The 22,943-nt window shown below is 64.2% G+C and carries 18 protein-coding genes; 7 read left to right on the top strand and 11 right to left on the bottom strand.

The window, feature by feature from the left end; translation table 11 throughout:
- Positions 1 to 26: 26 nt before the first annotated feature.
- The 6 genes from ACAW63_RS13290 to ACAW63_RS13265 all read right to left on the bottom strand — a co-directional run bounded on the left by ACAW63_RS13290 (position 27) and on the right by ACAW63_RS13265 (position 7,636).
- Positions 27 to 806, bottom strand: coding sequence for an ABC transporter substrate-binding protein (locus tag ACAW63_RS13290; RefSeq protein ID WP_371234239.1), 780 nt, complete (start codon positions 804 to 806; stop codon positions 27 to 29).
- A 576-nt stretch (positions 807 to 1,382) separates the two neighbouring features.
- Positions 1,383 to 3,338, bottom strand: coding sequence for an acetate--CoA ligase (gene acs / locus ACAW63_RS13285; protein ID WP_371234237.1), 1,956 nt, complete (start codon positions 3,336 to 3,338; stop codon positions 1,383 to 1,385).
- A gap of 162 nt (positions 3,339 to 3,500) precedes the next feature.
- Positions 3,501 to 4,781: a C4-dicarboxylate TRAP transporter large permease protein DctM gene (gene dctM, locus ACAW63_RS13280; RefSeq protein WP_371234235.1), complete on the bottom strand. Its 1,281-nt coding sequence runs from the start codon at positions 4,779 to 4,781 to the stop codon at positions 3,501 to 3,503.
- Positions 4,778 to 5,416 carry a TRAP transporter small permease gene (locus ACAW63_RS13275; RefSeq protein WP_371234233.1) on the bottom strand — a complete coding sequence of 213 codons (639 nt, stop codon included), beginning with the start codon at positions 5,414 to 5,416 and terminating at the stop codon, positions 4,778 to 4,780. Before ACAW63_RS13275 ends, dctM begins: the two co-directional genes overlap by 4 nt.
- Before the next feature lie 61 nt (positions 5,417 to 5,477).
- Positions 5,478 to 6,494, bottom strand: a complete 1,017-nt coding sequence (locus ACAW63_RS13270; RefSeq protein ID WP_371234230.1) for a TRAP transporter substrate-binding protein — start codon at positions 6,492 to 6,494, stop codon at positions 5,478 to 5,480.
- Between the two features lie 194 nt (positions 6,495 to 6,688).
- The gene (locus tag ACAW63_RS13265; RefSeq protein ID WP_371234228.1) at positions 6,689 to 7,636 is read right to left on the bottom strand and encodes a LysR family transcriptional regulator; all 948 of its coding nucleotides are present in this window, start codon (positions 7,634 to 7,636) and stop codon (positions 6,689 to 6,691) included.
- 348 nt (positions 7,637 to 7,984) lie between these two features.
- Here ACAW63_RS13265 and ACAW63_RS13260 point away from each other — a divergent pair, with 348 nt between their 5' ends.
- Both ACAW63_RS13260 and ACAW63_RS13255 read left to right on the top strand, forming a co-directional pair.
- A complete protein-coding gene (locus tag ACAW63_RS13260) occupies positions 7,985 to 10,132 on the top strand; it encodes an FUSC family protein (protein WP_371234226.1) in 2,148 nt (715 codons plus the stop codon).
- Between the two features lie 393 nt (positions 10,133 to 10,525).
- Positions 10,526 to 10,789: a DUF2790 domain-containing protein gene (locus tag ACAW63_RS13255; protein WP_371234224.1), complete on the top strand. Its 264-nt coding sequence runs from the start codon at positions 10,526 to 10,528 to the stop codon at positions 10,787 to 10,789.
- A gap of 71 nt (positions 10,790 to 10,860) precedes the next feature.
- On the opposite strand, the gene ACAW63_RS13250 is transcribed toward ACAW63_RS13255, so the two are convergent.
- A complete protein-coding gene (locus ACAW63_RS13250) occupies positions 10,861 to 12,168 on the bottom strand; it encodes a phospholipase (protein ID WP_371234222.1) in 1,308 nt (435 codons plus the stop codon).
- Positions 12,169 to 12,388: 220 nt separating this feature from the next.
- Between ACAW63_RS13250 and ACAW63_RS13245 the strand changes: the two genes are divergently transcribed.
- Positions 12,389 to 14,053, top strand: a complete 1,665-nt coding sequence (locus ACAW63_RS13245) for an MFS transporter (RefSeq protein WP_371234220.1) — start codon at positions 12,389 to 12,391, stop codon at positions 14,051 to 14,053.
- 58 nt (positions 14,054 to 14,111) lie between these two features.
- On the opposite strand, the gene ACAW63_RS13240 is transcribed toward ACAW63_RS13245, so the two are convergent.
- Positions 14,112 to 15,449, bottom strand: a complete 1,338-nt coding sequence (locus ACAW63_RS13240) for a DEAD/DEAH box helicase (RefSeq protein ID WP_371234665.1) — start codon at positions 15,447 to 15,449, stop codon at positions 14,112 to 14,114.
- A 157-nt stretch (positions 15,450 to 15,606) separates the two neighbouring features.
- On the opposite strand from ACAW63_RS13240, the gene ACAW63_RS13235 reads away from it, so the two are divergent.
- The 4 genes from ACAW63_RS13235 to ACAW63_RS13220 all read left to right on the top strand — a co-directional run bounded on the left by ACAW63_RS13235 (position 15,607) and on the right by ACAW63_RS13220 (position 18,971).
- On the top strand, positions 15,607 to 16,971 hold the full coding sequence (locus ACAW63_RS13235; RefSeq protein WP_371234218.1) for an MFS transporter: 1,365 nt from the start codon (positions 15,607 to 15,609) through the stop codon (positions 16,969 to 16,971).
- A gap of 97 nt (positions 16,972 to 17,068) precedes the next feature.
- Complete coding sequence (locus tag ACAW63_RS13230; protein WP_371234215.1) at positions 17,069 to 17,614, top strand: dihydrofolate reductase family protein; 546 nt, start codon at positions 17,069 to 17,071, stop codon at positions 17,612 to 17,614.
- Positions 17,611 to 18,018, top strand: a complete 408-nt coding sequence (locus ACAW63_RS13225; protein ID WP_371234213.1) for an NUDIX domain-containing protein — start codon at positions 17,611 to 17,613, stop codon at positions 18,016 to 18,018. The genes ACAW63_RS13230 and ACAW63_RS13225 overlap by 4 nt, the downstream gene beginning before the upstream one ends.
- 344 nt (positions 18,019 to 18,362) lie before the next feature.
- Positions 18,363 to 18,971 (top strand): C40 family peptidase, encoded by a 609-nt coding sequence (locus tag ACAW63_RS13220; RefSeq protein WP_371234211.1) that lies wholly within the window; start codon positions 18,363 to 18,365, stop codon positions 18,969 to 18,971.
- Between the two features lie 39 nt (positions 18,972 to 19,010).
- Here the strand turns inward: ACAW63_RS13220 and rarD are convergent, their stop codons facing one another.
- The 3 genes from rarD to rpsA form a co-directional block, all read right to left on the bottom strand.
- Positions 19,011 to 19,922, bottom strand: a complete 912-nt coding sequence (gene rarD / locus ACAW63_RS13215) for an EamA family transporter RarD (RefSeq protein WP_371234209.1) — start codon at positions 19,920 to 19,922, stop codon at positions 19,011 to 19,013.
- The gene (locus tag ACAW63_RS13210; RefSeq protein ID WP_371234207.1) at positions 19,919 to 20,788 is read right to left on the bottom strand and encodes a carboxylate/amino acid/amine transporter; all 870 of its coding nucleotides are present in this window, start codon (positions 20,786 to 20,788) and stop codon (positions 19,919 to 19,921) included. Before ACAW63_RS13210 ends, rarD begins: the two co-directional genes overlap by 4 nt.
- A gap of 141 nt (positions 20,789 to 20,929) precedes the next feature.
- Positions 20,930 to 22,612, bottom strand: coding sequence for a 30S ribosomal protein S1 (gene rpsA, locus ACAW63_RS13205; protein ID WP_275608017.1), 1,683 nt, complete (start codon positions 22,610 to 22,612; stop codon positions 20,930 to 20,932).
- Positions 22,613 to 22,943: the final 331 nt, after the last annotated feature.

Here is a 22,943-nt window from a genome sequence, read left to right as displayed (position 1 = left end):
GTTTGCGCCACTTTCGTGGACGTTGATCAGTTCCCGCCGTAGACGTCGAACTTGAAGTACTTGTCCTGTACCTGCTTGTACTTGCCGTTGGCACGGATGCCGGCGATAGCCGCATTGAATTTCTCGACCAGGGCGGTATCACCCTTGCGCACAGCGATGCCGGCGCCACCACCGAAGTACTTCGGATCGTTGTATTCCGGGCCTACGAAAGCGTAGCCCTTGCCGGCGTCGGTCTTGAGGAAGCCGTCGTCGAGGTTGACGGAGTCGGCCATGGTCGCGTCGATACGGCCCGAAACCAGGTCCATGTTGGCCTCTTGCTGCGAGCCGTAGCGCACCACTTCGATACCAGCCGGGGCCAGCACATCGGTGGCGTAGCGGTCATGCACGCTGGCGCGCAGGACGCCGACCTTCTTGCCCTTCAGGTCCACCAGCGGATCGTTCAGGGTCGCGCCTTCCTTCATCACGAAGCGTGCGGGGGTGTGGTAGTACTTGTTGGTGAAGTCGACGGACTTCTTGCGCTCGTCGGTGATGGTCATGGACGAGAGGATGGCGTCGATCTTGCGAACCTTCAGTGCCGGGATCAGGCCGTCGAACTCCTGCTCGACCCAGGTGCACTTGACCTTCATCTCTTCGCACAGGGCGTTGCCGATATCCACGTCGAAACCGGCGAGCTTGCCATCGGGCGTCTTGAAGGAGAACGGTGGGTAACCGGCTTCGATGCCGATGCGGACAGGCTTGTCGTCAGCGTGGGCAACCAGGGAAAGCGCGGACAGGGCCAGCGCACCGAGAAGTGCAAACTTCTTCATCAGTAACTCCTTCGAGGGTAAGACTTCGATTGGCAGGAGAGAGGGGTTGGCCCAGGCTGCCCGGCAGAAGTGAAGGTTATTGTTCGTCTGCGCATTGCCGGCGTGTTCCTCGTGGAAAAGCACGCCTACCGGGGTGATCGGCATTCTAGCGACAGCCCCTGAGCGGTTATTTCTTCAATGCGACAAGTAATTATAGAAGCGCTAGAGACAGAGCCCCTGCGGCTTGACGGCGCGGATATTAAGTGATCCGGAAGCGAGTAGTAAAACCAATTTTACCTGCAGTTATCAGGCCAAAAATTTAACGACTCACTATTCATGCGGGCTCCGGAATATTAGCCCACTCGAAGTCGACAAAAAATGCGCACCAAGGCTGTGCGAATTGTTTCCTGACGCCTCAATTTGCTGCGCGAAAATGTTACCGGGGAGCACGACGCACACTGTAGCAGCGAGCTTGCTCGCGAACAGAGTTACCCGGCACGTCGGCGTTAAGCGGTTCGCGAGCAAGCTCCTACGAAAAGCCAAAGCCCCAAAAAGAAAAACGCCCCGGCAAGCGGGGCGTTTTTCATGGGCCAAGGATCAGGCCGCGCGCATGGACTGGTGCGTCTCCACCAGATGCTGCACCACCCCCGGATCGGCCAGGGTGGAGATGTCACCCAGAGCATCGTACTCGGCTGTGGCGATCTTGCGCAGGATGCGGCGCATGATCTTGCCCGAGCGGGTCTTCGGCAGGCCGGGCGCCCACTGGATCACGTCCGGAGTGGCGATCGGGCCGATTTCCTTGCGGACCCAGGCCTTCAGTTCCTGGCGCAGCTGCTCGCTGGATTCCTCACCGGCATTCAGGGTGACGTAGACATAGATACCCTGCCCCTTGATGTCGTGCGGCACGCCAACCACCGCGGCCTCGGCCACTTTCGGATGGGCGACCAGGGCGCTCTCGATCTCGGCGGTGCCCATGCGGTGGCCGGAGACGTTGAGCACGTCATCCACGCGGCCGGTGATCCAGTAGTAGCCGTCCTCGTCGCGACGGGCTCCGTCGCCAGTGAAGTACATGCCCTTGAAGGTCTTGAAATAGGTGTCCACGTAGCGGTCGTGGTCGCCGTACAGGGTGCGCGCCTGGCCCGGCCAGGAGTCGAGGATCACCAGGTTGCCCTCGGTGGCCCCTTCCAGGATGTTGCCCAGGTTGTCCACCAGCGCCGGCACCACGCCGAAGAACGGCTTGGCGGCGGAGCCCGGCTTCAGGCCATGGGCGCCCGGCAGCGGGGTCATCAGGCAGGCGCCGGTTTCGGTCTGCCACCAGGTGTCGACGATCGGGCAGCGCGACTGGCCGACGGTCTCGTAGTACCACTGCCAGGCTTCCGGGTTGATCGGCTCGCCCACCGAACCCAGCAGACGCAGGCTGGAGCCGTTGGCGCCTTCGACCGCGGCCTTGCCTTCGGCCATCATGGCGCGGATGGCGGTCGGCGCGGTGTAGAGGATGTTGACCTTGTGCTTGTCGACGATCTTGGCGACACGGGTGATGTCCGGGTAGTTCGGCACGCCTTCGAACAGCACGGTGGTCGCGCCGTTGGCCAGCGGGCCGTAGACGACGTAGGTGTGACCGGTGACCCAGCCGATGTCGGCGGTGCACCAGAAGACTTCGCCCGGGCGGTAGTCGAACACGCGCTCGTGGGTCAGCGAGGCGTAGACCAGGTAGCCACCGGTGGTGTGCAGCACGCCCTTGGGCTTGCCGGTGGAGCCGGAGGTGTAGAGGATGAACAGAGGGTCCTCGGCGCCCATTTCCTTCGGCGCGCAGGTGGTGCCGGCAACCTTCATCAGGTCCTCGAACCACACATCGCGGTGCTGGTTCCACTTGATGTTCGCGCCAGTGCGCTTGCAGACGATGATCTTCTGCACGCTGCTGGTTTCCGGGTTGGTCAGGGCGTCATCGACGTTGGCCTTGAGCGGGGTCTTCTTGCCGCCGCGCACGCCTTCGTCGGCGGTGATCACCACCTTGGAGCGGCAGTCGATGATGCGGCCGGCCAGGGCTTCAGGAGAGAAGCCGCCGAACACCACGGAGTGGATCGCGCCAATGCGGGCGCAGGCCAGCATGGCAACCACGGCTTCCGGGATCATCGGCATGTAGATGGTCACCACGTCGCCGCGGTGCACGTCCTGTCCGCGCAGGGCGTTGGCGAACTTGCAGACCTGCTCGTGCAGTTCGCGGTAGGTGATTTCCTTGTGATCCGCCGGATCGTCGCCTTCCCAGATGATGGCGACCTGGTCGCCGCGTTCGGCGAGGTGGCGGTCGAGGCAGTTGTAGGAGAGGTTCAGGGTGCCGTCGGCGAACCACTTGATGTCCACGTGGTGGTCGTCGAAGGAAGTCTGCTTGACCTTGGTGAACGGCTTGATCCAGTCGATGCGCTGGGCCTGTTCGCGCCAGAAGCCGTCGGGGTTGACCACCGACTGCTGGTACAGCTTCTTGTAGGTGGCCTCGTCGGTCAGAGTGGTCGCGGCCACTTCGGGACGCACGGGGTACACGGATGCCGCAGTCATGGCGTTCTACCTCGGTGAAGAGTGTTGTTTTTGTTGCCGTCAGTTGTAACGGCGACACCCTCCTCCGGGCCATTCGACCATGGTCTTACCAATCCTTAGTCTTAATGATGAGCCCCATAAGCCGTTGTTTTGGCAACGGACTCATGGGGCCGCGACAACCTGTCACATGCCAAGGGCGTGGGGAAGCGCCAGCGAGATAAAGGGCACGTAGGTCACCAGGATCAGGAACAGCAGCAGGATCATCAGCCACGGCAGTGCCGCGCGGATGGTCGAGCCCAGCGGCAGGCCGGTGACCGCCGAGGTGACGAACAGGTTGAGCCCTACCGGCGGGTGCACCAGACCGATTTCCATGTTCACCACCATGACGATGCCCAGGTGGATCGGGTCGATCCCCAGGCGCATGGCGATGGGGAAGAAGATCGGCGCGAGGATCAGCACTATGGCCGAGGGCTCCATGAAGCTGCCGGCCACCAGCAGCACCACGTTGACCATCAGCAGGAAGCCGATCGGCGTCAGCCCCTCCTGCATCACCCACTCGGTGATCTGCTGAGGGATCTGCTCGGTGGTCAGCACATGGGCGAAGAGCATGGCGTTGGCGATGATGAACATCAGCATGATGCTCAGCCGCCCGGACTCCACCAGCACCTTGGGACAGTCGCGCAGGCGCATGTCCTTGTAGACGACCAGCGCGACGAAGGCCGAGTACACCGCCGCCACCGCCGCCGCCTCGGTGGGCGTGAACAGCCCGGAGTAGATGCCGCCGAGGACGATCACCAGCAGGAGCAGCCCCCAGATCGCCCGGCGCGCGGCGGACAGCCACTCGCGCAGGCTGGCACGCGGTTGCGCCGGCAGTTTCTTGACCCGCGCGACGATGTAGATCACCACCATCAGGATCACGCCCAGCAGCAGGCCGGGCACCACGCCGGCGACGAACAGCTTGCCCACCGAGGTCTCGGTGGCGGCGGAGTACACCACCATGACGATCGATGGCGGAATCAGGATGCCCAGGGTCCCGGCGTTGCAGATGATCCCGGCGCCGAACTCGCGCGGGTAGCCCGAACGCAACATGCCGGCCACGGCGATCGAGCCCACCGCCGCCACGGTCGCCGGCGAGGAACCGGACAGCGCAGCGAACAGCATGCACGCCAGCACCGCGGCAATCGCCAGGCCGCCACGGATGTGGCCGACGCAGGCGTTGGCGAAGTCGATCAGCCGCCGCGCCACGCCGCCGGTGGTCATGAAGGCGCCGGAGAGCAGGAAGAACGGGATCGCCAGCAGCGTGTAGGCCTCGGACGTCTCGAACAGCTTGATCGCCAGCGAGCGCACCGAATCCGGGCTGAACAAGAGAATCGTCAGCGCGCCGGACAGGCCCAGGGATATCGCGATTGGCACGCCGATGAACATGAAGACGAACAGCAGGAGGAACAGGATCATCACGGTCATGGACGATTCTCCGCGGCTTCTTCGCCGGCCAGCTTGGAGGCTTCCGCGGCCTCGTCGGCGAGGCCCAGGCCGAGCTGGCGGCCGTGCAACAGGTTGACGAGGATTTCCAGGTAGCGCAGGAGCACCAGGCCAAAGCCGATAGGCACGATCACCGCGATGTAGGCCTGGAGGATGCCGAAGTGGTCGAGGTCTTCGGCGCCAATGCCGGCGATGAACAGGGTCTTCACCCAGTCGAAGCTAGCGACCATGAACAGCCCGGCGTAGCCCAGGCAGCAGAGGCAGGCGAGCACGCCGATGCCGCGCTGTATCCGGCGCGGCGCCAGCTTCACCAGCGCGTCTACCCCCAGGTGGCCGGCGGTGCGCACGCCATAGGCGATGCCGAAGAAGATCAGCCAGCCGAACAGCGCCTTGGTCAGCGCGTTGCTCCAGGACATGTCCTGCGCCACCCCGAGTATCGAGTCGCCGATTGCGTAGAACGGCCCCTCCAGCGACGGCAGGCGGTCGCCCAGGTCATAGAACAGGGTGAAGACGTTGGTCAGCACCACGTAGACGAAGGTCACCAGCGTCATCGCCGCCAGCAGGAAGGCGATAGCGCCCTCCTCGAAGTGGTTCCAGACGCGCACGAGTCGGTTCATCGAAAGTTCTCCACAACGGAAAACCCGCACGACGCCCCGCCGGCCGGCGGGGCCGGACGGATCAATGGGGACGGTTGGAGGCTTCGGCGGCCTGGAGGAAATCAGCGCCGACGTTGTCGCGGAATTTCTGCCACACCGGCTGCATCGCCTCGCGCCAGTCGGCGCGCTGCTGCGCGGTGAGCGGATGGATCTCGCTGGTGCCGCTGGCAAGGATGCGCTGGCGGGCGTCGCGGTTCAGGCGTTCGGCTTCCTGGTTCACCTTCACGGTGACCTCGGCCATGATCTTTTCCAGCTCGGCGCGCAGGTCCGGCGGCAGCCCGTTCCAGAACTTGGCGTTGGTGATCACCATGTAGTCCACCAGGCCGTGGTTGGACTCGGTGAAGTACTTCTGCACCTCGTTGACCTTCTGGCTCTCGTAGTTCGACCAGGTGTTCTCGGTGCCATTCACCACGCCGGTCTGCAGGCCCTGGTAGACCTCGGCGAAGGACATCTTGCGGGAGATCGCGCGCAACGTACGGAACTGTTCGTTGAGCACGTCGGAGGCCTGCACGCGGAACTTCAGCCCGCGCGCATCGCTGGGCTCCAGCAACGGGCGGTTGGCTGACAACTGCTTCATCCCGTTATGCCAGTAGGCCAGGCCGAGGATGTCCTTGCCCTGCATGCTGGTCAGCAGGCTCTGGCCCTGCGGGCTGCGCTGGAAGTTGTCGACGGCGTCGATGTCGTCGAAGAGGAACGGCAGGTCGAATATCTGCACCTTCTTCGTGTACTGCTCGAACTTGGCCAGGGACGGCGCGAGCATCTGCACGTCGCCCAGCAGCAGCGCTTCCATTTCCTTGCCGTCGCCGTACAGCGAGGAGTTCGGGTAGACCTCCACGCGCACCCGGCCGGGCAGGCGCTCTTCGGCCAGGCGCTTGAACATCAGCGCCCCCTGCCCCTTGGGCGTGTTCTCCGCGACCACGTGGGCGAACTTGATCACTATGGGTTCTTTGGCAGCCTGCGGTCCATCTGCAGCCTGAATGGCAGAAGCGCAGGCCAACGCCAGCACGGCGAGCAACGCCCGCCCCATGGTTGTAAACATCGCGTCACCCTCAATTTGTTCTTGTGTTTGCGAGGTGAGCCTGGCGACAGGCCCGTCACGAGACTGACGCAAATAGTCGCGTTCGGAGAATTCGTCTTTTCCCAAAGCGGCGTTCGACACAGCGGAACGCAAGGTACGAAAAAGCGCGCCCGGCAGATGCCGGGCGGTGAGGTTCAAGACAGCGGAATGGCGCGTCAGCCGGGCACTTTGGTGCGATGCTCGAGCATCATCCGTTCGTGCTCCTCGAGCATGCCGGGCACGCAATCGCGGAGGAATTCCACCCAGGTGCGGATCTTCGCGTCGAGGTACTGGCGTGACGGATACAACGCATAGACGTTGAGGTGGAACAGGCTGTAGTCCGGCAGCACGCGCACCAGGCTGCCGTCCTTGAGGCCCTGCACGGCGGAGTACACCGGCAGTGCGCCGATGCCCATGCCGGCGCGCACCGCCTCGGTCATGGCGTCGGCGGTATTGACCTGGAAATGGCTGTGGTTGACGCCGACCAGCTCCTGGCCGTCCGGGCCGTCGAACAGCCACTTGTCCAGGGACATCACCGAGTTCACCAGGCGCAGGCAGCGATGCTCGGTCAGTTCCGCGAGCTTCTTCGGCATGCCATGGCGCGCCACGTACTCGGGTGATGCGCAGAGCACGCTGTAGGTCTTGCCGATGCGCTTGGAGACGAAGCCCGAATCCGGCAACTCCTGGGCGATGACCACGGAGATGTCGTAGCCCTCGTCGAGGATGTCGGTGATGCGGTTGGCCAGGGTCAGGTCGAAGCTGACCTCCGGATAGATCTCGCAGTACTGCGAGATCGCGCGGATCAGGTAATGCTGGCCGATGCCGGTCATGGCATGGACCTTCACCTTGCCGTGGGGCCGGGCATGGGCGTCGCCGGCTTCGGCCTCGGCCTCCTCGATGTAGCCGAGGATCTGCTGGCAGCGCTGCAGGTAGCGCTGGCCGGCCTCGGTGAGGGCGATGCGGCGGGTGGTGCGGTGCAGCAGGCGGGTGCGCAGGTGCGCTTCGAGTTTGGCCACCGTCCGCGAGACGTACGCGGTGGTGAGGTCCATGCGCTGGGCGGCAGCGGTGAAGCTGCCGGTCTCGGCGACACAGACGAAAGCACGCATATTGTGCAGCAGGTCCATCATTTCTCCTGAAGAGCCTGTCAGACGCCACGGCGGGCGGTCTCTGCAACGCCGCTCGACCGAGCAACGCCTTGTTACAGATTCATGACAGGCGGCGAATTGTCGCACAGGTGCCGGGCGGGGATTATTGTACTTTCAGGTAACAATAATTCGCCCATCCGTCAGCTTATCCTGCCCCTGGCGCACTTCTAGAATCGCCGTCCCCAACGCGGTCTCCCGCAATCTCCCAGGACAAGCAGCCGTGCTCCGCCTTTCGTGCAACGTGCTTCCACCCCTTCGCTCCACTTTCGAGTTACAGGGTTATCAAAACCCGATCCGCCCCGAACAACGCCTGCCGAGATAAGCCTGATGAGCAGTCTCTCCGTGCGCCTGCCCAAGGCTGCCGCGCTGCGCTTCGCCCTGTCCGACTGGGCGCACACCGACGGCGTCACCTGGATGTTCATCCTCAAGACGCTGATCACTGCCTTCACCGCGCTGTGGCTGGCCTACCGTCTGGAACTGCCGCAGCCCAACACCGTGCTGGTGAGCGCCTTCATCGTGCTGCAGCCGCAAAGCGGCCAGGTGCTGGCGAAGAGCTTCTACCGCATCCTCGGCACCCTCGCCGGGCTGACGGTGATGGTCACCTTCATCGCCCTGTTCGCCCAGGAGCGCGTGCTGTTCCTGCTCTGCGTGGCGATCTGGGTCGGCCTGTGCACGGCGGGCGCCGCGCGCTACCGGGATTTTCGTGCTTACGCCTGCCTCCTCGCCGGCTACACGGCGGTGATGATCGGCATCCCCGCCACCCTGCACCCCGAGGGCGCCTTCATGCAGGCGCTGTGGCGGGTGCTGGAGATCAGCCTGGGGATTCTCTGCACCGGCGTGGTCAGCGCCATCGTCCTGCCGCAGACCAGCACCGCCGCCCTGCGCAACGCGCTGAACACCCGCTTCGGCGACTTCGCCGGGCTCGCCAGCGCGGGCCTCAATGGCACGCTGGAGCGAGAACGCTTCGAGCAGGCCAGCGCGCGCATCGCCGCGGAAGTGGTGGGCCTGGAAAGCCTGCGCAACGTCACCGCCTTCGAGGACCCGCACATGCGCCTGCGCAGCGGCCGCCTGGCGCGGCTGAACAGCGAGTTCATGCAGTTGACCACGCGCTTCCACGCCCTGCAGCGCCTGCTCGACCGCCTGCGCGAGCGCCAGGCCAGCAACGTGCTGGAAGTGCTGATGCCCTGCCTGATCGACGTCAGCGAACTGCTCGCCAGCTGGCACGGCCGGCCGCTCAGCGAAGCGGACGCCGAGCGCCTGAGCGTGCAGCTGGAACTGTGCAAGCACCATCTGATGCCGCGTATCCGCGAGGCCCGCGCCACGCTCGGCCACACCTGCCCGCGGGAAGCCGACCAACTGGATTTCGAGACCGCCGCCGAGCTGCTCTACCGCTTCGCCGACGACATGCACAACTATGCCCAGACCCACGCCTCGCTGGCCGCCCACAAGCACGAGCGCGAGCAGTGGAAGGAGCGCTTCACGCCCAAGGCCAACGCCCTCGCCGCTGCCGTCGCGGGCTTCCGTTGCGCGCTGCTGGTGATCGTCGGCGGGGTATTCTGGATCGAGACGTCCTGGCTCAGCGGCGCCACCTTCGCGCTCACCTCGGTACTGATCGCCGCGCTCTCCTCCGCCTCGCCCAACCCCAAGCGCCTGTCGCTGCAACTGACCCTCGGCACCCTGCTGGGCGCAACCCTCGGCTTCATCCTCACCTTCCGCGTGCTGCCGCACATCGATGGCTTCCCGCTGCTGTGCTTCGTGCTCGCACCGGTGTTCGCCCTCGGCGCCTTCCTCATCTCCCGGCCAAAGTGGAGCGGCTATGGCGTCGGCCTGCTGGTGTGGTTCTGCATCGCCTCGCTGCCCGCCAACGTCGCCCGCTACGACGCCTACACCTTCATCAACGAATACCTGGCGATGCTGCTGTCGATGGGCATGGCGGTCGTCGCGGCGATCGTCATCCTGCCGCCGAACCGGCCGTGGCTGTGGGAGCGCCTGGAAGCCGAGCTGCGTCTGCGCGTGGTGCGGGTCATCAGCGATCCGCTGAAAGGATTGTCGTCCGGTTTCGAGAGCGGCACCCGCGACCTGCTGAACCAGGCCTACGGGTTATCCACAGGCCGCCCGGATGTGCAGCGCCGACTGCTGCGCTGGACTTTCCAGGTGCAGGAGATCGGCCTGTCGATCATCGAGTTGCGCCGTGAGCAGGAGGCATTGCCGAAGGAGCCCTGGTACGCCGAGCGCATGCCCTGGCGGCGGGCGATTCGTGCGTTGGGCCGCGCACTGATCCGGCTGTTCATCCAGCCCAGCGAGAGCAATCGCCAGCGGGCACTGGCGGCGGTGGAGCACGCCATCCATGCGACGCGCTCCACCGATGATCGCCGGCCACCGCACTTCGACTCCTCGCCGCTGCGGCGGGTGTGCAGCTACCTGCACTTCATCCGCACCTCGCTGCTCGATCCGCAGTCGCCGTTGCGCGATTGAGTTACGCGGGTTCGCGAGCAAGCTCGCTCCTACGAAGAGCATCAGGCGTTCCCTGTAGGAGCGAGCTTGCTCGCGAACCGCACGGCACAATATTTCAGATTGCTCGTAGGAGCGGCAGCCACATCGCGAACCCGGGCCAAGCTGCGACCACCCACCGCAGAACCTGCCCTGCAACCCGCGTCAATCCTGGATTATTGCCTCTGAGTACGAAGTCTTGTTGGCACCTGGATATATGACTCAGATCAGGCAGATCCTATTATTTCCGTGCTGTTACAGCGCGCGCCGCAACACCACTCGACACCCGTAATCATCCCCCAACGCTTCCCGATGCAGCTCCGGCTCAGCGTCACGGACGAGTCACGTCCGGACAGCGGGAACAAGGCAGGTAAATTCATGAAAGCTGTAGTCATCCTGGCCATGCTGGGCTTCTCCTCGCTCGCCCTGGCCGAGCAGGCGAATGCCGGCGACCAGGCGCAAAGCGCGGCCGTGGAGCAGTACACCTACGACATGAAGCTGGACGTCGCCCATGTGATCTCCACCACCGACGTGTCCAGCCAGTGCGGCATCGTGCCGGCGCGCATGACCTACGAGGATTCCCAGGGTCTGCGCCACACCGTCGAATACCAGGTGTGGGGCAACGGCTGCTCCGGCGGCTGATCAGGCTTGTGCATTCCCGGCGCGGCTCCACGCCGCCGCGCCGGGAGTGCCCTGGATTCCAGCCGTGGAAACTACGGCTGCAGGGCCGCCTTCGCGATGTTGCGACTGTGCGCGCCGAAATGCCGGATCAATTGCAGAATCTGCTCATCCAACGCCTCATCGTGGCGGAACGGCGCCGGTGAGTTCCCCGCGCTGAAATCCCCCGCCGGCTTCTCTTCACTCTCCAGCCAATGGCCGATGGCCGCGTCGAACGCCGCCGCATGGGCATGGGACTCGCTCGCCACCACCTCGCGCAGATACTCCGTCGAGTACGGTGGATAACTTCCATCGGTGCTGACATCCGCATAGGCCGCCACGAGCGGCGACTGCCCGCCCTGGCGCAGCGTCTCGCGCAGCCAGTCCACCTGATAACGCTCAACTCCCGTATGCCGGTCCGCCACGCGCTGGATCGCCGCCTGCTTGTCGGCATCGAAGCCGGCCATGGACTTGCCCGCTGTCCACAGCATGCTGGTGGTGGTTTCGCCCGGCAGCGGCGTCGAGTGGTACGGCTGGGTCATGTCCTGGATGTAGTGCATCGCCCAGCCGAGAAAGCGGTAGCCCCAGTACGGATGGCCCTGGTCAAAGGCGAAGCGCGCCAGGCCGTAGAACTGGTAGGCGCGCCATTCCGGCCAGTTGCGCTCCAGGTACGGCGCGCCGGTGAAGATGATCGCATCCTCGTGGTAGAAGCCCATGTGGAACGGCGCCTGGGAGCTGAACTCGTAGCGCGGGTCGCCGAACGGCTGCGGGCCGAAGCCGTAGCGCTGGCCGACTTCGCCGGGGTTGTCGCTGAACAGGTTGATGTCGTGACCGAAGTCCGGCTCGTCGGCGGCGCTGGCCAGCACGTCCAGCGCAGGAATCTTCTCCCCCGCCTGCAACTGCACGAAGCGCCACTGATTCCAGCCGGACAGATTGTGGAACACCAGCACATCGGCCGGCTTGAGCGCCACATGGCCCGGCAGTTCGCCACCCGGCGGCGGCTGCACGGCGGTGGCCAGCTTGATCTCCGGATTCAGGCGCAGCGCCATGAGGAAGGCTTTGCCCAGGTCGTCGCGGTCATCCTCGCTCAGACGCAGGTCATCCGGACGCGGCGGGTACTGGCGGAAATGTTCGCGGGCATAGGCTTCCTGCTCATCCAGCAGCTTCACCAGGCCGGCCCGTTGCTGGCTGATGAAGCTCTCCAGCGGCTCCACTTCTACCTCAGGCGCCTGGACGATCGCCGGCAGTTGCTGCAGGGCGATGTAGCTGCCCAGGGTGTGATTGGACCAGGCCCAGAGGCTTTGCGGCAGCGCCAGCAGGCCGGCCAGCAGGCAGGTGGGCAGACAGGTGGAGAGTCGCTTCATCGGCTTTTCGCTCTTATTGGGCAATGCAGAAGAAAAATTCGGACGCAGCCTAACAATCCGGAGCCACGACGGCACTGTCGAAGTTGGCCAGCGTATGTCACCGATAACGCCACGGCTGACCATCATCAATGGCGCGAAGCGCCTCAGCCACTACACTTGCCCGGCATGGAAAGACACCGGCGCGGCCTGATCGCCGGTCACTCGAAATAAGGGCGTTCCCATGCTGCAGTCCGTTTCACCCAAGCACGACCTTCCCCTCAAACCCGATCCAGCCGACTCCCGCAGCGGCGTCCTCGCCCCCTTCAGCATCGCCGCGTTCCGCATCATCTGGATCTGCAACCTGTTCGCCAACCTCGGTACCTGGGCGCAATCGGTAGCGGCCGCCTGGGTGGTCACGGAAGCTCACGCCAGTCCCTTGATGGTGGCGATGATCCAGGTTGCCTCGGCGCTGCCGCTGGTGCTGCTGTCGATCATGTCCGGCGTGCTGGCCGACAACCACGACCGGCGCAAGATCATGCTGGTGGGGCTCTCGGTCGAACTCTCCGGCGCCGCGCTGGTGACGGTACTGGCGTTCCTCGGCTACCTCGACCCGCTGCTGTTGATCGTGTCGATCCTCTGGCTCTCGCTGGGCAGCTCGATCACCATCCCCGCCTGGCAGGCGGCGGTCAACGAGCAGGTGCCGCCGCGCATGGTCGGCGATGCGGTGCTGCTCAACAGCGTCAACTACAACGTCGCCCGCGCCGTCGGCCCGGCCATTGGCGGCCTGCTGCTGTCGGCCACCGGGCCGTCGTGGGTGTTCCTGTTCAACTGCATCTGCTACGCCGCGCTGATCTGGGCGATCTGGCAATGGCGCCGCGAGGTGCCCAAGCGCACCCTGCCGCCGGAGCACATCTTCGAGGGCGTGATCGCCGCACTGCGCTTCACCCAGTATTCCAGCGTCACCCGCCTGGTGATGATGCGCTCCTTCGCCTTCGGCCTGTCCGCCAGCGCCATCTGGGCACTGCTGCCGCTACTGGCGCACCGCAATCCGGACGGCAACGCCTCGGTGTACGGCTACATGCTCGGCGCCCTGGGCCTGGGCGCCATCGTCGCCAGCACCATGGTGAGCAAGGCCCGGCTGCTGCTCGGCAGCAGCCGGCTGATCAGTTTTTCCGCCGCCACGCTGGCGCTGGTGATGCTGACCCTGGGCTGGATCGACAACCTCTGGGTGATCTTCCCCGCCCTGATCCTAGGCGGCGCCTGCTGGATCGCCGCCGTGGCGACCTACAACTCCGCGGTGCAGATCCTCGTGCCCGACTGGGTCAAGGCGCGGGCGCTGGCGCTGTACCAGACCGCGTTGTACGGCGGTCTCGCGGCGGGCTCGTTCCTCTGGGGGCATTTCGCCGAGACACTGGGCGTGCAAGGGGCGCTGATCGCCGCCGGCTGCCTGCTGCTGGTGTCGGTGGCGGTGCTGTACAACTCGCGCCTGCCGGAGCTGGACGCCAGCAACATCGCTCGCGCGCCGAGCGGAATGCCGGGCCAGCCGACCTTCGTGTTCAACCCCGAGCGGGGTTCAGTGCTGGTCTCCATCGAGTACCGCATCCCGGCCGAGCGCACCCGCGACTTCGTCCGCGCCGCCAAGCCGCTACGCCGCCTGCGTCTGCGCAACGGTGCGGAGCGCTGGGCGCTGTATCGCGATGTGAGCAACCCGGAGATCTGGCAGGAGCTGTTCCTGGTGGACAACTGGATCGGCCACCTGCGAATGCTCGACCGTCTAACCATCGAGGACAAGACCATCATCGACAACGTCACCAGCCTGCACGCGGGCGACGCGCCGCCGGTGATCCGCCACGGGGTGAGCTACGAGTCCGGCAGCTACGAGGCGCCGCCGGAGACGCTGGGCTAACCGAGCACAAACAAAAACGCCTCCCGGTCAGGGAGGCGTTTCGGGTGACGCGGAAGGCTTACTCCGCCGCCGGCTTCTTGCGCTTGAGCGGTGCCATGCCGTCCTGGCTCACGACCTTCGACGGGCCGGCCTTGGGCTTGGCAGCGGGTTTCTTCTTCGCCGGCGCCTTGCTGCCGGTCTTCTTCACATCATCCTTTTTCTTCTTGGTGCCGGCGGCCTTGCCGGACGCCTTGACCTTCTTCGGCCCCTTGTAGGTGCCCTTCAGCTCCTTGATGGTGCGCAGCTCGAAACGCAGCTTGAGGTAGCGCTCGATGCTCGACATCAGGTTCCAGTCGCCATGGCCGACCAGCGAGATCGCGGTGCCGGCGGCGCCGGCACGGCCGGTGCGGCCGATGCGGTGCACGTACTCGTCGCCACGACGCGGAATGTCGAAGTTGATCACCAGGTCCAGGCCGTCGACGTCCAGGCCACGGGCGGCCACGTCGGTGGCGACCAGTACCTTCACCGCGCCCTGCTTCAGGCGCTCGATGGCCAGCTTGCGGTCCTTCTGGTCCTTCTCGCCGTGCAGCACGAAGACCTTGTGCCCGGCGGCGATCAGGCGGCCAGTCAGGCGGTCGGCGGCGACGCGGGTATTGGTGAAGATGATCGCCTTGTCGTAGGTCTCGTTGCCGATCAGCCAGTGCACCAGGGCTTCCTTGTGCGCGACGTCGTCGGTCAGGATCACCTGCTGGCTGACGTCCTCGTTCAGCTCGCTGACGCGGTTGAGCTGCAGGTTTTCCGGCTCGCGCAGGACCTTCTCGACCATCTCGTGCAGACCGCTGCCGCTGGTGGCGGAGAACAGCAGGGTCTGGCGCTCGGCCGGGCACTGCGCGGCGAGCTTGAGCACATCCTCGGAGAAGCCCATGTCGAGCATGCGGTCGGCTTCATCGAGCACCAGCACTTCCACATCACCCAGCGGCAGGTTGCCGGCGTTGAACTGCTCGTTCAGGCGGCCCGGAGTGCCGATGATGATTTCCGGGTTCTTGCGCAGACGCGCGCCCTGCACCTTGAAGTCTTCGCCGCCGGTGATCAGGCAGGCCTTGATGAAGGTGAACTGGGCGAAGCGCTCGACTTCCTTGAGGGTCTGCTGGGCCAGCTCGCGGGTCGGCAGCAGGATCAGCGCGCGGGCGCCGCTCTTGGGCTTGTCCTCGGCGAGCAGGCGATGCAGCAGCGGCAGCACGAAGGCGGCGGTCTTGCCGCTGCCTGTCTGCGCCGTCACCCGCAGGTCGCGTCCCTCCAGGGCCTTCGGGATGGCCGCCGCCTGGACCGGAGTCGGCTCGGAGAAGGACAACGAATCGAGCGCCTTGAGCAGGCGTTCGTGCAGGGCGAATTGGGAGAACAAGGCAGACCTCGATATCACGTAAAGACCAAATAGCTGCATAGCGTAACCGATGCGCGGGTTTTATTCGCCGGTCGCAATCGGCATGGCCCACGTCGCGTGCGGGACAGACGCGTCCGCAAGGCGCTCCCAGACTGGCCGCACTGCTCAAGAACGCCGCACAAGGAACGCCGCGATGACGCACCGCCCAACCGCCGCCGAACGTCTGGAGCGCTTGCCGCTGAGCCCGTACCACCGGCTGATCTTCGTGATCATTGCCCTGGCGTTCTTCTTCGACTCCATGGACCTGGCGATGATGACCTTCCTGCTCGGCTCGATCAAAGCCGAGTTCGGCCTCTCCAGCGCCCAGGCCGGGCTGCTGGCCAGCTCCAGCTTCGTCGGCATGGTGGTCGGTGCGGCGCTGTCCGGGTTGCTCGCCGACCGCTTCGGACGCAAGCCGGTGTTCCAGTGGAGCATCGTGCTCTGGGGCATCGCCAGCTACCTCTGCTCCACCGCCGGCGACGTGCAGCAACTGACCCTCTACCGCGTGCTGCTGGGGATCGGCATGGGCATGGAGTTCCCCATCGCCCAGTCGCTGCTCTCGGAAATGATCCCGGCGCACAAGCGCGGCAAGTACATCGCGCTGATGGACGGCTTCTGGCCGCTGGGCTTCATCGCCGCCGGCTGCCTGTCCTACTTCATCCTACCGGTGGCCGGATGGCGCAGCCTGTTCCTGCTGCTGGCGTTCCCGGCGATCTTCGTCCTGGCCATCCGCTTCATGATCCCCGAATCGCCACGCTGGCTGGAGCAGGCCGGATTGCTCGATCAGGCCGAGCGCTCCCTGCAACGCATCGAGGCCCGGGTGATGGCCTCGCTCAAGCTGAGCAGCCTGCCGGAGCCACGCCCGCTGGCGCGCCCGGAGCCGAGTGCGCCGGGCTTCTTCCGCGCCTTCGCCGAACTCTGGTCGCCGGCCTACCGGCGTCGCACCCTGACGGTCTGGAGCCTGTGGTTCTTCGCCCTGCTCGGTTTCTACGGCCTCACCTCCTGGCTCAGCGCCCTGCTGCAGCAATCGGGCTTCGCCGCAACCCAGTCGGTCTACTACACGGTGCTGATTTCCCTGGCCGGCATTCCCGGCTTCCTCTGCGCGGCCTGGCTGGTCGAGCGCTGGGGCCGCAAGCCGAGCTGCGTGCTGATGCTCCTGGGCGGCGGTGCGATGGCCTACGCCTACGGACAGACGGCGGTATTCGGCGGCAGCCTGGCCCTGCTGATCGGTTTTGGCCTGGCCATGCAGTTCTTCCTGTTCGGCATGTGGGCGGTGCTCTACACCTATACGCCGGAGCTCTACCCGACTTCGGCGCGCGCCACCGGGTCGGGTTTCGCCTCGGCGGTCGGCCGCATCGGCTCGCTGCTCGGCCCCACCGTCAGCGGCGTGATCCTGCCGGTGGCCGGCCAGGGAGGCGTGTTCAGCCTCGGTGCGCTGTGCTTCCTGCTCGCCGCCGGAGTGGTCTGGGCCTTCGGCATCGAGACCCGCGGCCGAACCCTGGAAGAGCTTGCTGGATGACACGCCGCCCAACGTAGGCAGGAATCGGACGAACGTATCAGCACCCCGCAGTCGCCGTGCCATGCTCTGATCGAGCTTTCCGCAACGGAGAAACAGGGTGCAATCGACTCTCGTTTATTTCGTGGCCGCCAGTCTGGACGGCTACATCGCCCGCCCCGACGGCAGCGTCGACTGGCTGCTGGGCTATGACAGCGCGACCGACGACCACGGCTACAGCGCCTTCTATGCGGGTATCGACGGCCTGCTGATGGGGCGGACCACCTACCTGCACTGCCTGACCCAAGGCGACTGGCCCTATCCGGACAAGCCAACCCTGGTCCTGACCCGCGCCAACCACCTGCCGCTGGCAGGCCCCCAGATCGAGCTGATGCATTGCCCACCGAGCGAAGCCCTGGAAACCCTCCAAACCAAGGGCTGCAAGCGCGTCTGGTTGGTTGGCGGAGGGAGTCTGGCAGGAAACTTCCTCGCCGCAGGGTTGCTCGACGAGTTGATCGTCAGCATCATTCCGCACCTGCTCGGGGCCGGTATTCCACTGTTCAGCATCGGACTCGAGCAACGTCTGCAACTATTGGAACAACGCAGCTTTCCCAGTGGAATCGTGCAACTGCGTTACCAGGTCCTCAAGGAAATTCTCTCATCATGACCCGCGCCACCATCAGCATCGCCGCCGCCTGCCTGCTCGACGACTCCGGCCGCCTGCTGCTGGTACGCAAGCGCGGCACCCAGGCATTCATGCTACCCGGCGGCAAGCACGAGCCCGGCGAAACCTCGGTACAGGCGCTGCTGCGCGAACTGGATGAAGAACTCAATCTGCGCCTGACGGAAAACGCCCTGACGCCCCTGGGCCATTTCCAGGCCGACGCCGCCAACGAACCCGATACCCGGGTCGACGCGCAGGTCTATGTCGCCGCCCTGCCCCACCCGGTAAGCCCGGCGGCAGAACTGGAAGAACTGGCCTGGCTGGCTCCCGTCGCCAACACCCCGCACAAGCTCGCACCGCTCCTGCGCGAACAGGTACTGCCCGCCCTCCTCCAGCACCTGGGCTGATTCCGCCCCTAAAAACCTGCATTTCGTCGGGTTTCTACCTGCGACAGCGCGCCTCGCCTGGCTTTGCGCCATCAGAGCCACAGCGCCCCGCCATCACTGCCGAAACCCGCATGCTATAGGGCTTCGAGCTATAAGCCATGGTCGTGACCAATGGGTCAGTTCACATGTCACGCAACGTCCGGCAAGTCACATGACAATCGCCAGAGTCGACAGACGGTAAAAACTGTCATGAAAACTCGTTCAAAATGCCCCGAATTTTTGAACGGACAAAAAGGAAACCACGCCGAAAGCAACGGCGATCCAGCGGAGTCTGGGTGACATCAACCAGCAAGAAGACATGCCGAATGCGACGTAACATTTTGACATGCCTTTCCATAGGCTTGGCGACCCTCTTGGCCGCCACCGAGGCAACCGCCTCCTCCAAGGTCTCACGCACCTACCACCCAGCTCCGGTCGACCTGCGCGTCCCGGTCCAGGGCAGTGCCCTGCTGACCATGACGCCCCAGACCGAGAAGCCGGCCAAGAGCGAGGCGCACCAGGTCACTCAGCGCGCCTACAGCATGATCGGCACGCCCTATCGCTGGGGCGGCACCTCGCCCAAGCGCGGCTTCGACTGCAGCGGCCTGGTCAACTACGTGTTCCAGAACATCGATGAAGTCGACCTGCCGCGTACCGCACGCGAAATCTACAGCATGCGCGGCAACCCGAAGGTAGCACGCGATGACCTTCAGCCCGGCGACCTGGTGTTCTTCCGCATCCACAACCGCCGCAATGTCGACCACGTTGGCATCTACGTCGGCGACAACCAGTTCGTCCATGCGCCGCGCCGCGGCCAGAAGGTCCGCGTTTCCGACCTCAATGGCGACTACTGGAAGCGCCATTACACCTCCGCCCGCCGCATCCTGCCGGAAACCCTGGCCAAGGCCGACGTCGGCGGCCATCGCTTCGACTGACGGCCTGCGCTCTCCCCTTGCGGGAGAGCGCTTCCCTTCCTAGCGTTTCACCTCGAAGGCCTCGCGACGCGCCTGTCGGCGCAGCAATCGCGCGCTATCCCACCCGGTCAACAGCACGGCGATCCAGATCGGCCCGTAGGTCCAGATCTGCGCCGGATTGAACGCCTCGCCCAGGAACAGCACGGCAATGGCGAACAACAGTACCGGCTCGACATAGCTGAGAATCCCGAACAGCCCCATCGGCAGCAGCCGGCTGGACGCCATCATGGCGCCGAAGGCCAGCGCACTGATCAGCCCCAGAATCGGCAATAGCACCCACAGCCGTGGCGTCTCCTCCAGCACCTGCCCGCTACCGGTCATCCACAGCGCCAGGAAGGCGAATGGCAGCAACACGACCATCTCGAAGACGAAGCCGGACAACGCATCCACGCCCATCCTGCGGCGCAGCATGAAATACGGCGGATACCCCAGCGCAGTGATCATGGAGAACCAGGAAAACGCCCGGGTCAGCCACAGTTCATGCAGCACACCCGCGACGGCGAAGGCCACCGCGATGGCCTGCAAAGGCGTCAGTCGTTCGCCGTAGAACACTCGACCGCAGAGCACCATGGTCAGGGGCAGCAGGAAATAGCCCAGCGACAGCTCCAGGGTGCGCCCGACCATGGGCGCCCAGATGAACACACCCCACTGCACCAACATCATCGCCGCCGTCAGCGGGAAACACGCCAGCAGCCAGGGCTCGCGCAGCAGGCGCCGCCCCGCGTCACGCAACACCCCGCCCTGGCGGGTGAACCACACCAGCAACAGCACCATGGGAATCGACCAGACCACCCGGTGAGCGATCACCTGGATGCTGGTCAGCGGCTCCAACGCATGGATATAGCCCGGCAAGGTCACGAACAACACGGACGACGCCAGGGACAGCGCCACACCACGTCCGGAGATATTCATGCGAAGCGCTCCTTGTGACGACGCAAGCCGAAGCGATTGACGCCCAGGGACGCGACGATCACCGCACCACCCAGCGCCAGGCGGGGCAGATCGGCCTGCTCACCCCAGATCAGCAGATTGATCAGCAACCCCACCGGCACGTGCAGGTTATTCATCACCGCCAGGGTACCGGCATCCACCAGGGTGCCGCCCTTGTTCCACCAGAACTGCCCCAGCGCAGTGGCCAGCAGCCCCATCCATACCAGCACGCCCCATTGCACCTCGGTGCTCGGCAGCTTCTGCGGATTGCCGAACAACAGCCAGCCCGGCAGCGCGATCAACAGCGCCCCGACGAAGAAGTAACCGAAGCGGCGGAACTGCGGGATATCCGAGGGATAGCGCTGCACCAGATGCTTGTAGAGCACCTGGCCGGCGGCAAAGGTGGCATTGGCCAGCTGCAACAGCAGGAAACCTTCGATGTAGTCGCCGCTCACCCCGTCGTAACGAATGATCCCGGCCCCCAGCACCGCCACTGCGGCAGCCAGCAGCGCCCAGGCATTGAAGCGACGGTTCAGCGCATCATCGATCAGCGCCACGTGCAGCGGCGTCAGCACGGTGAACAGCAGCACCTCGGGCACCGTGAGCACCCGGAAGCTCTGATACAGGCAGACATAGGTAATGCCGAACTGCAGCGCACCTACCAGCATCACGCCGGCGACGAAGCGCGGATGTACGCCGCGCCAGCGAGTCAGCGGCAGGAACACCAGCCCGGCGAGCACGACACGGGTCAGCACCGCGAAATAGCTATCGACCTGCCCAGCGAGGTACTCGCCGATCAGGCTGAAGGAAAACGCCCAGAGGACGGTAACGAAAAGCAGGTATGGCATGAGGGATGCGACCGGAACGGGGCAAGCACCATAGCGCCAGTCTCACTCTGGAGAAAAGGGCTGCGCGCCCGCCGCCTGCGAAAGGCAGAAACGAAAAAGGGCGACCGAAGTCGCCCTTTTCCTTGGATGAGGAAGCAGGGATTAGCCCTGGTTCTCCATCTGAGCACGGATCAGATCACCGATGGTGGTCGGACCAGTGCTTTCTGCGTCTTGCTTGCTACGCAGTTCTTTCATCGCATCCTTCTCGTCATCAACGTCCTTGGACTTGATGGAGAGGGAAATGACGCGGCTCTTACGGTCGATGCTGATGATCTTGGCTTCGACTTCTTCGCCTTCTTTCAGAACGTTGCGAGCGTCTTCAACGCGGTCACGGCTGATTTCGGAGGCTTTCAGGATGCCTTCGATTTCGCCGGCCAGGGTGATGACAGCGCCCTTGGCGTCAACTTCCTTCACGGTGCCGCGAACGATGGTGCCCTTCTCGTGCATCGAGGCGTAGTTGGAGAACGGATCGTCTTCCAGCTGCTTGATGCCCAGGGAGATGCGCTCACGCTCCGGATCAACGGAGAGGATGACGGTTTCCAGCTCGTCGCCCTTCTTGAAGCGGCGAACGGCTTCTTCGCCAACTTCGTTCCAGGAGATGTCGGACAGGTGAACCAGACCGTCGATGCCGCCTTCCAGGCCGATGAAGATACCGAAATCGGTGATCGACTTGATGGTGCCGGAGATCTTGTCGCCCTTGTTGAAGCGGCCGGAGAAGTCTTCCCACGGGTTGGACTTGCACTGCTTGATGCCCAGGGAGATACGACGACGCTCTTCGTCGATGTCCAGAACCTGAACTTCCACTTCGTCGCCAACCTGAACGACTTTCGACGGGTGGATGTTCTTGTTGGTCCAGTCCATTTCGGAGACGTGTACCAGGCCTTCCACGCCCTCTTCCAGCTCGGCGAAGCAGCCGTAGTCGGTGAGGTTGGTGACGCGCGCGGTAACGCGGGTGCCTTCCGGGTAACGAGCCTTGATAGCAACCCATGGGTCTTCGCCCAGCTGCTTCAGACCCAGGGATACGCGGTTGCGCTCGCGGTCGAACTTCAGAACCTTGACATCGATCTCGTCGCCAACGTTGACGATTTCCGACGGATGCTTGATACGCTTCCAGGCCATGTCGGTGATGTGCAGCAGACCATCGACACCGCCCAGGTCAACGAACGCACCGTAGTCGGTGAGGTTCTTGACGATACCCTTGACCTGCTGACCTTCCTGCAGGGATTCCAGCAGAGCTTCACGCTCGGCGCTGTTCTCGGCTTCCAGGACGCTGCGGCGGGAAACGACAACGTTGTTGCGCTTCTGGTCCAGCTTGATGACCTTGAACTCGAGCTCTTTGCCTTCCAGGTGAGTGGTGTCGCGTACCGGACGCACATCCACCAGGGAGCCCGGCAGGAACGCGCGGATACCGCTGACGTCGACGGTGAAACCGCCTTTGACCTTGCCGTTGATGACGCCCTTGACCACTTCGTCAGCGTTGAAGGCAGCTTCCAGAACCAGCCAGGATTCTGCACGCTTGGCTTTTTCGCGGGACAGCTTGGTCTCACCGAAGCCATCTTCAACCGCGTCCAGCGCAACGTGGACTTCGTCACCCACCTTGATGGTCAGCTCGCCCTGTTCGTTGTAGAACTGCTCGACCGGGATGACGCCCTCGGATTTCAGACCGGCATGAACGGTAACCCAGTCACCGTCGATGTCGACCACCAGGCCGGTGATGATGGCACCGGGCTGCATGTCGAGGGATTTCAGACTTTCTTCAAAGAGTTCTGCGAAGCTTTCGCTCATGTCTATACCTGTAGTCAAAGGCTTGTAAGCCCGATTCCGCGTCACCAGCAAACACGGTCAAGTGATGAAAAAGAAGCCAGCAGGATCAAGACTGGTATCCTGCCGGCCCCCTGTTGCACCCGCCGAAACGGGCACTCCACATTCAGATTTTAAGGGAACGCTTCGCTCAATATGGGCGAAACCCTCCCGATACAAGGTCTGGAATGGTAGCAATGCTTGCAGACCGCGTCAATTGAGCGAGTCTGGCTACTGAGATACGACGCTCTTTTGTGAGCACCAGCCTTGGTCTGTCAGTTTCGCGCGAAGCGGGGCAAGCGGCTTCACCGCTTGT

The sequence above is a fragment of the Pseudomonas sp. QE6 genome (assembly GCF_041379005.1).
In the GTDB taxonomy this organism is placed as follows: Bacteria; Pseudomonadota; Gammaproteobacteria; order Pseudomonadales; family Pseudomonadaceae; genus Pseudomonas.
The sequence above is the reverse complement of the archived record's forward strand: the minus strand, read 5'-3'. Positions and strand labels throughout refer to the sequence as shown.

Coding starts and splice junctions, on each gene's coding strand:
- ACAW63_RS13245 (WP_371234220.1), top strand. CDS start 12,389: ATGCTGCAGTCCGTTTCACCCAAGCACGACCTTCCCCTCAAACCCGAT.
- ACAW63_RS13250 (WP_371234222.1), bottom strand. CDS start 12,168: ATGAAGCGACTCTCCACCTGTCTGCCCACCTGCCTGCTGGCCGGCCTG.
- ACAW63_RS13270 (WP_371234230.1), bottom strand. CDS start 6,494: ATGTTTACAACCATGGGGCGGGCGTTGCTCGCCGTGCTGGCGTTGGCC.
- ACAW63_RS13235 (WP_371234218.1), top strand. CDS start 15,607: ATGACGCACCGCCCAACCGCCGCCGAACGTCTGGAGCGCTTGCCGCTG.
- rarD (WP_371234209.1), bottom strand. CDS start 19,922: ATGAATATCTCCGGACGTGGTGTGGCGCTGTCCCTGGCGTCGTCCGTG.
- ACAW63_RS13265 (WP_371234228.1), bottom strand. CDS start 7,636: ATGGACCTGCTGCACAATATGCGTGCTTTCGTCTGTGTCGCCGAGACC.
- acs (WP_371234237.1), bottom strand. CDS start 3,338: ATGACTGCGGCATCCGTGTACCCCGTGCGTCCCGAAGTGGCCGCGACC.
- ACAW63_RS13210 (WP_371234207.1), bottom strand. CDS start 20,788: ATGCCATACCTGCTTTTCGTTACCGTCCTCTGGGCGTTTTCCTTCAGC.
- ACAW63_RS13255 (WP_371234224.1), top strand. CDS start 10,526: ATGAAAGCTGTAGTCATCCTGGCCATGCTGGGCTTCTCCTCGCTCGCC.
- rpsA (WP_275608017.1), bottom strand. CDS start 22,612: ATGAGCGAAAGCTTCGCAGAACTCTTTGAAGAAAGTCTGAAATCCCTC.
- ACAW63_RS13260 (WP_371234226.1), top strand. CDS start 7,985: ATGAGCAGTCTCTCCGTGCGCCTGCCCAAGGCTGCCGCGCTGCGCTTC.
- dctM (WP_371234235.1), bottom strand. CDS start 4,781: ATGACCGTGATGATCCTGTTCCTCCTGCTGTTCGTCTTCATGTTCATC.
- ACAW63_RS13220 (WP_371234211.1), top strand. CDS start 18,363: ATGCGACGTAACATTTTGACATGCCTTTCCATAGGCTTGGCGACCCTC.
- ACAW63_RS13290 (WP_371234239.1), bottom strand. CDS start 806: ATGAAGAAGTTTGCACTTCTCGGTGCGCTGGCCCTGTCCGCGCTTTCC.
- ACAW63_RS13275 (WP_371234233.1), bottom strand. CDS start 5,416: ATGAACCGACTCGTGCGCGTCTGGAACCACTTCGAGGAGGGCGCTATC.
- ACAW63_RS13225 (WP_371234213.1), top strand. CDS start 17,611: ATGACCCGCGCCACCATCAGCATCGCCGCCGCCTGCCTGCTCGACGAC.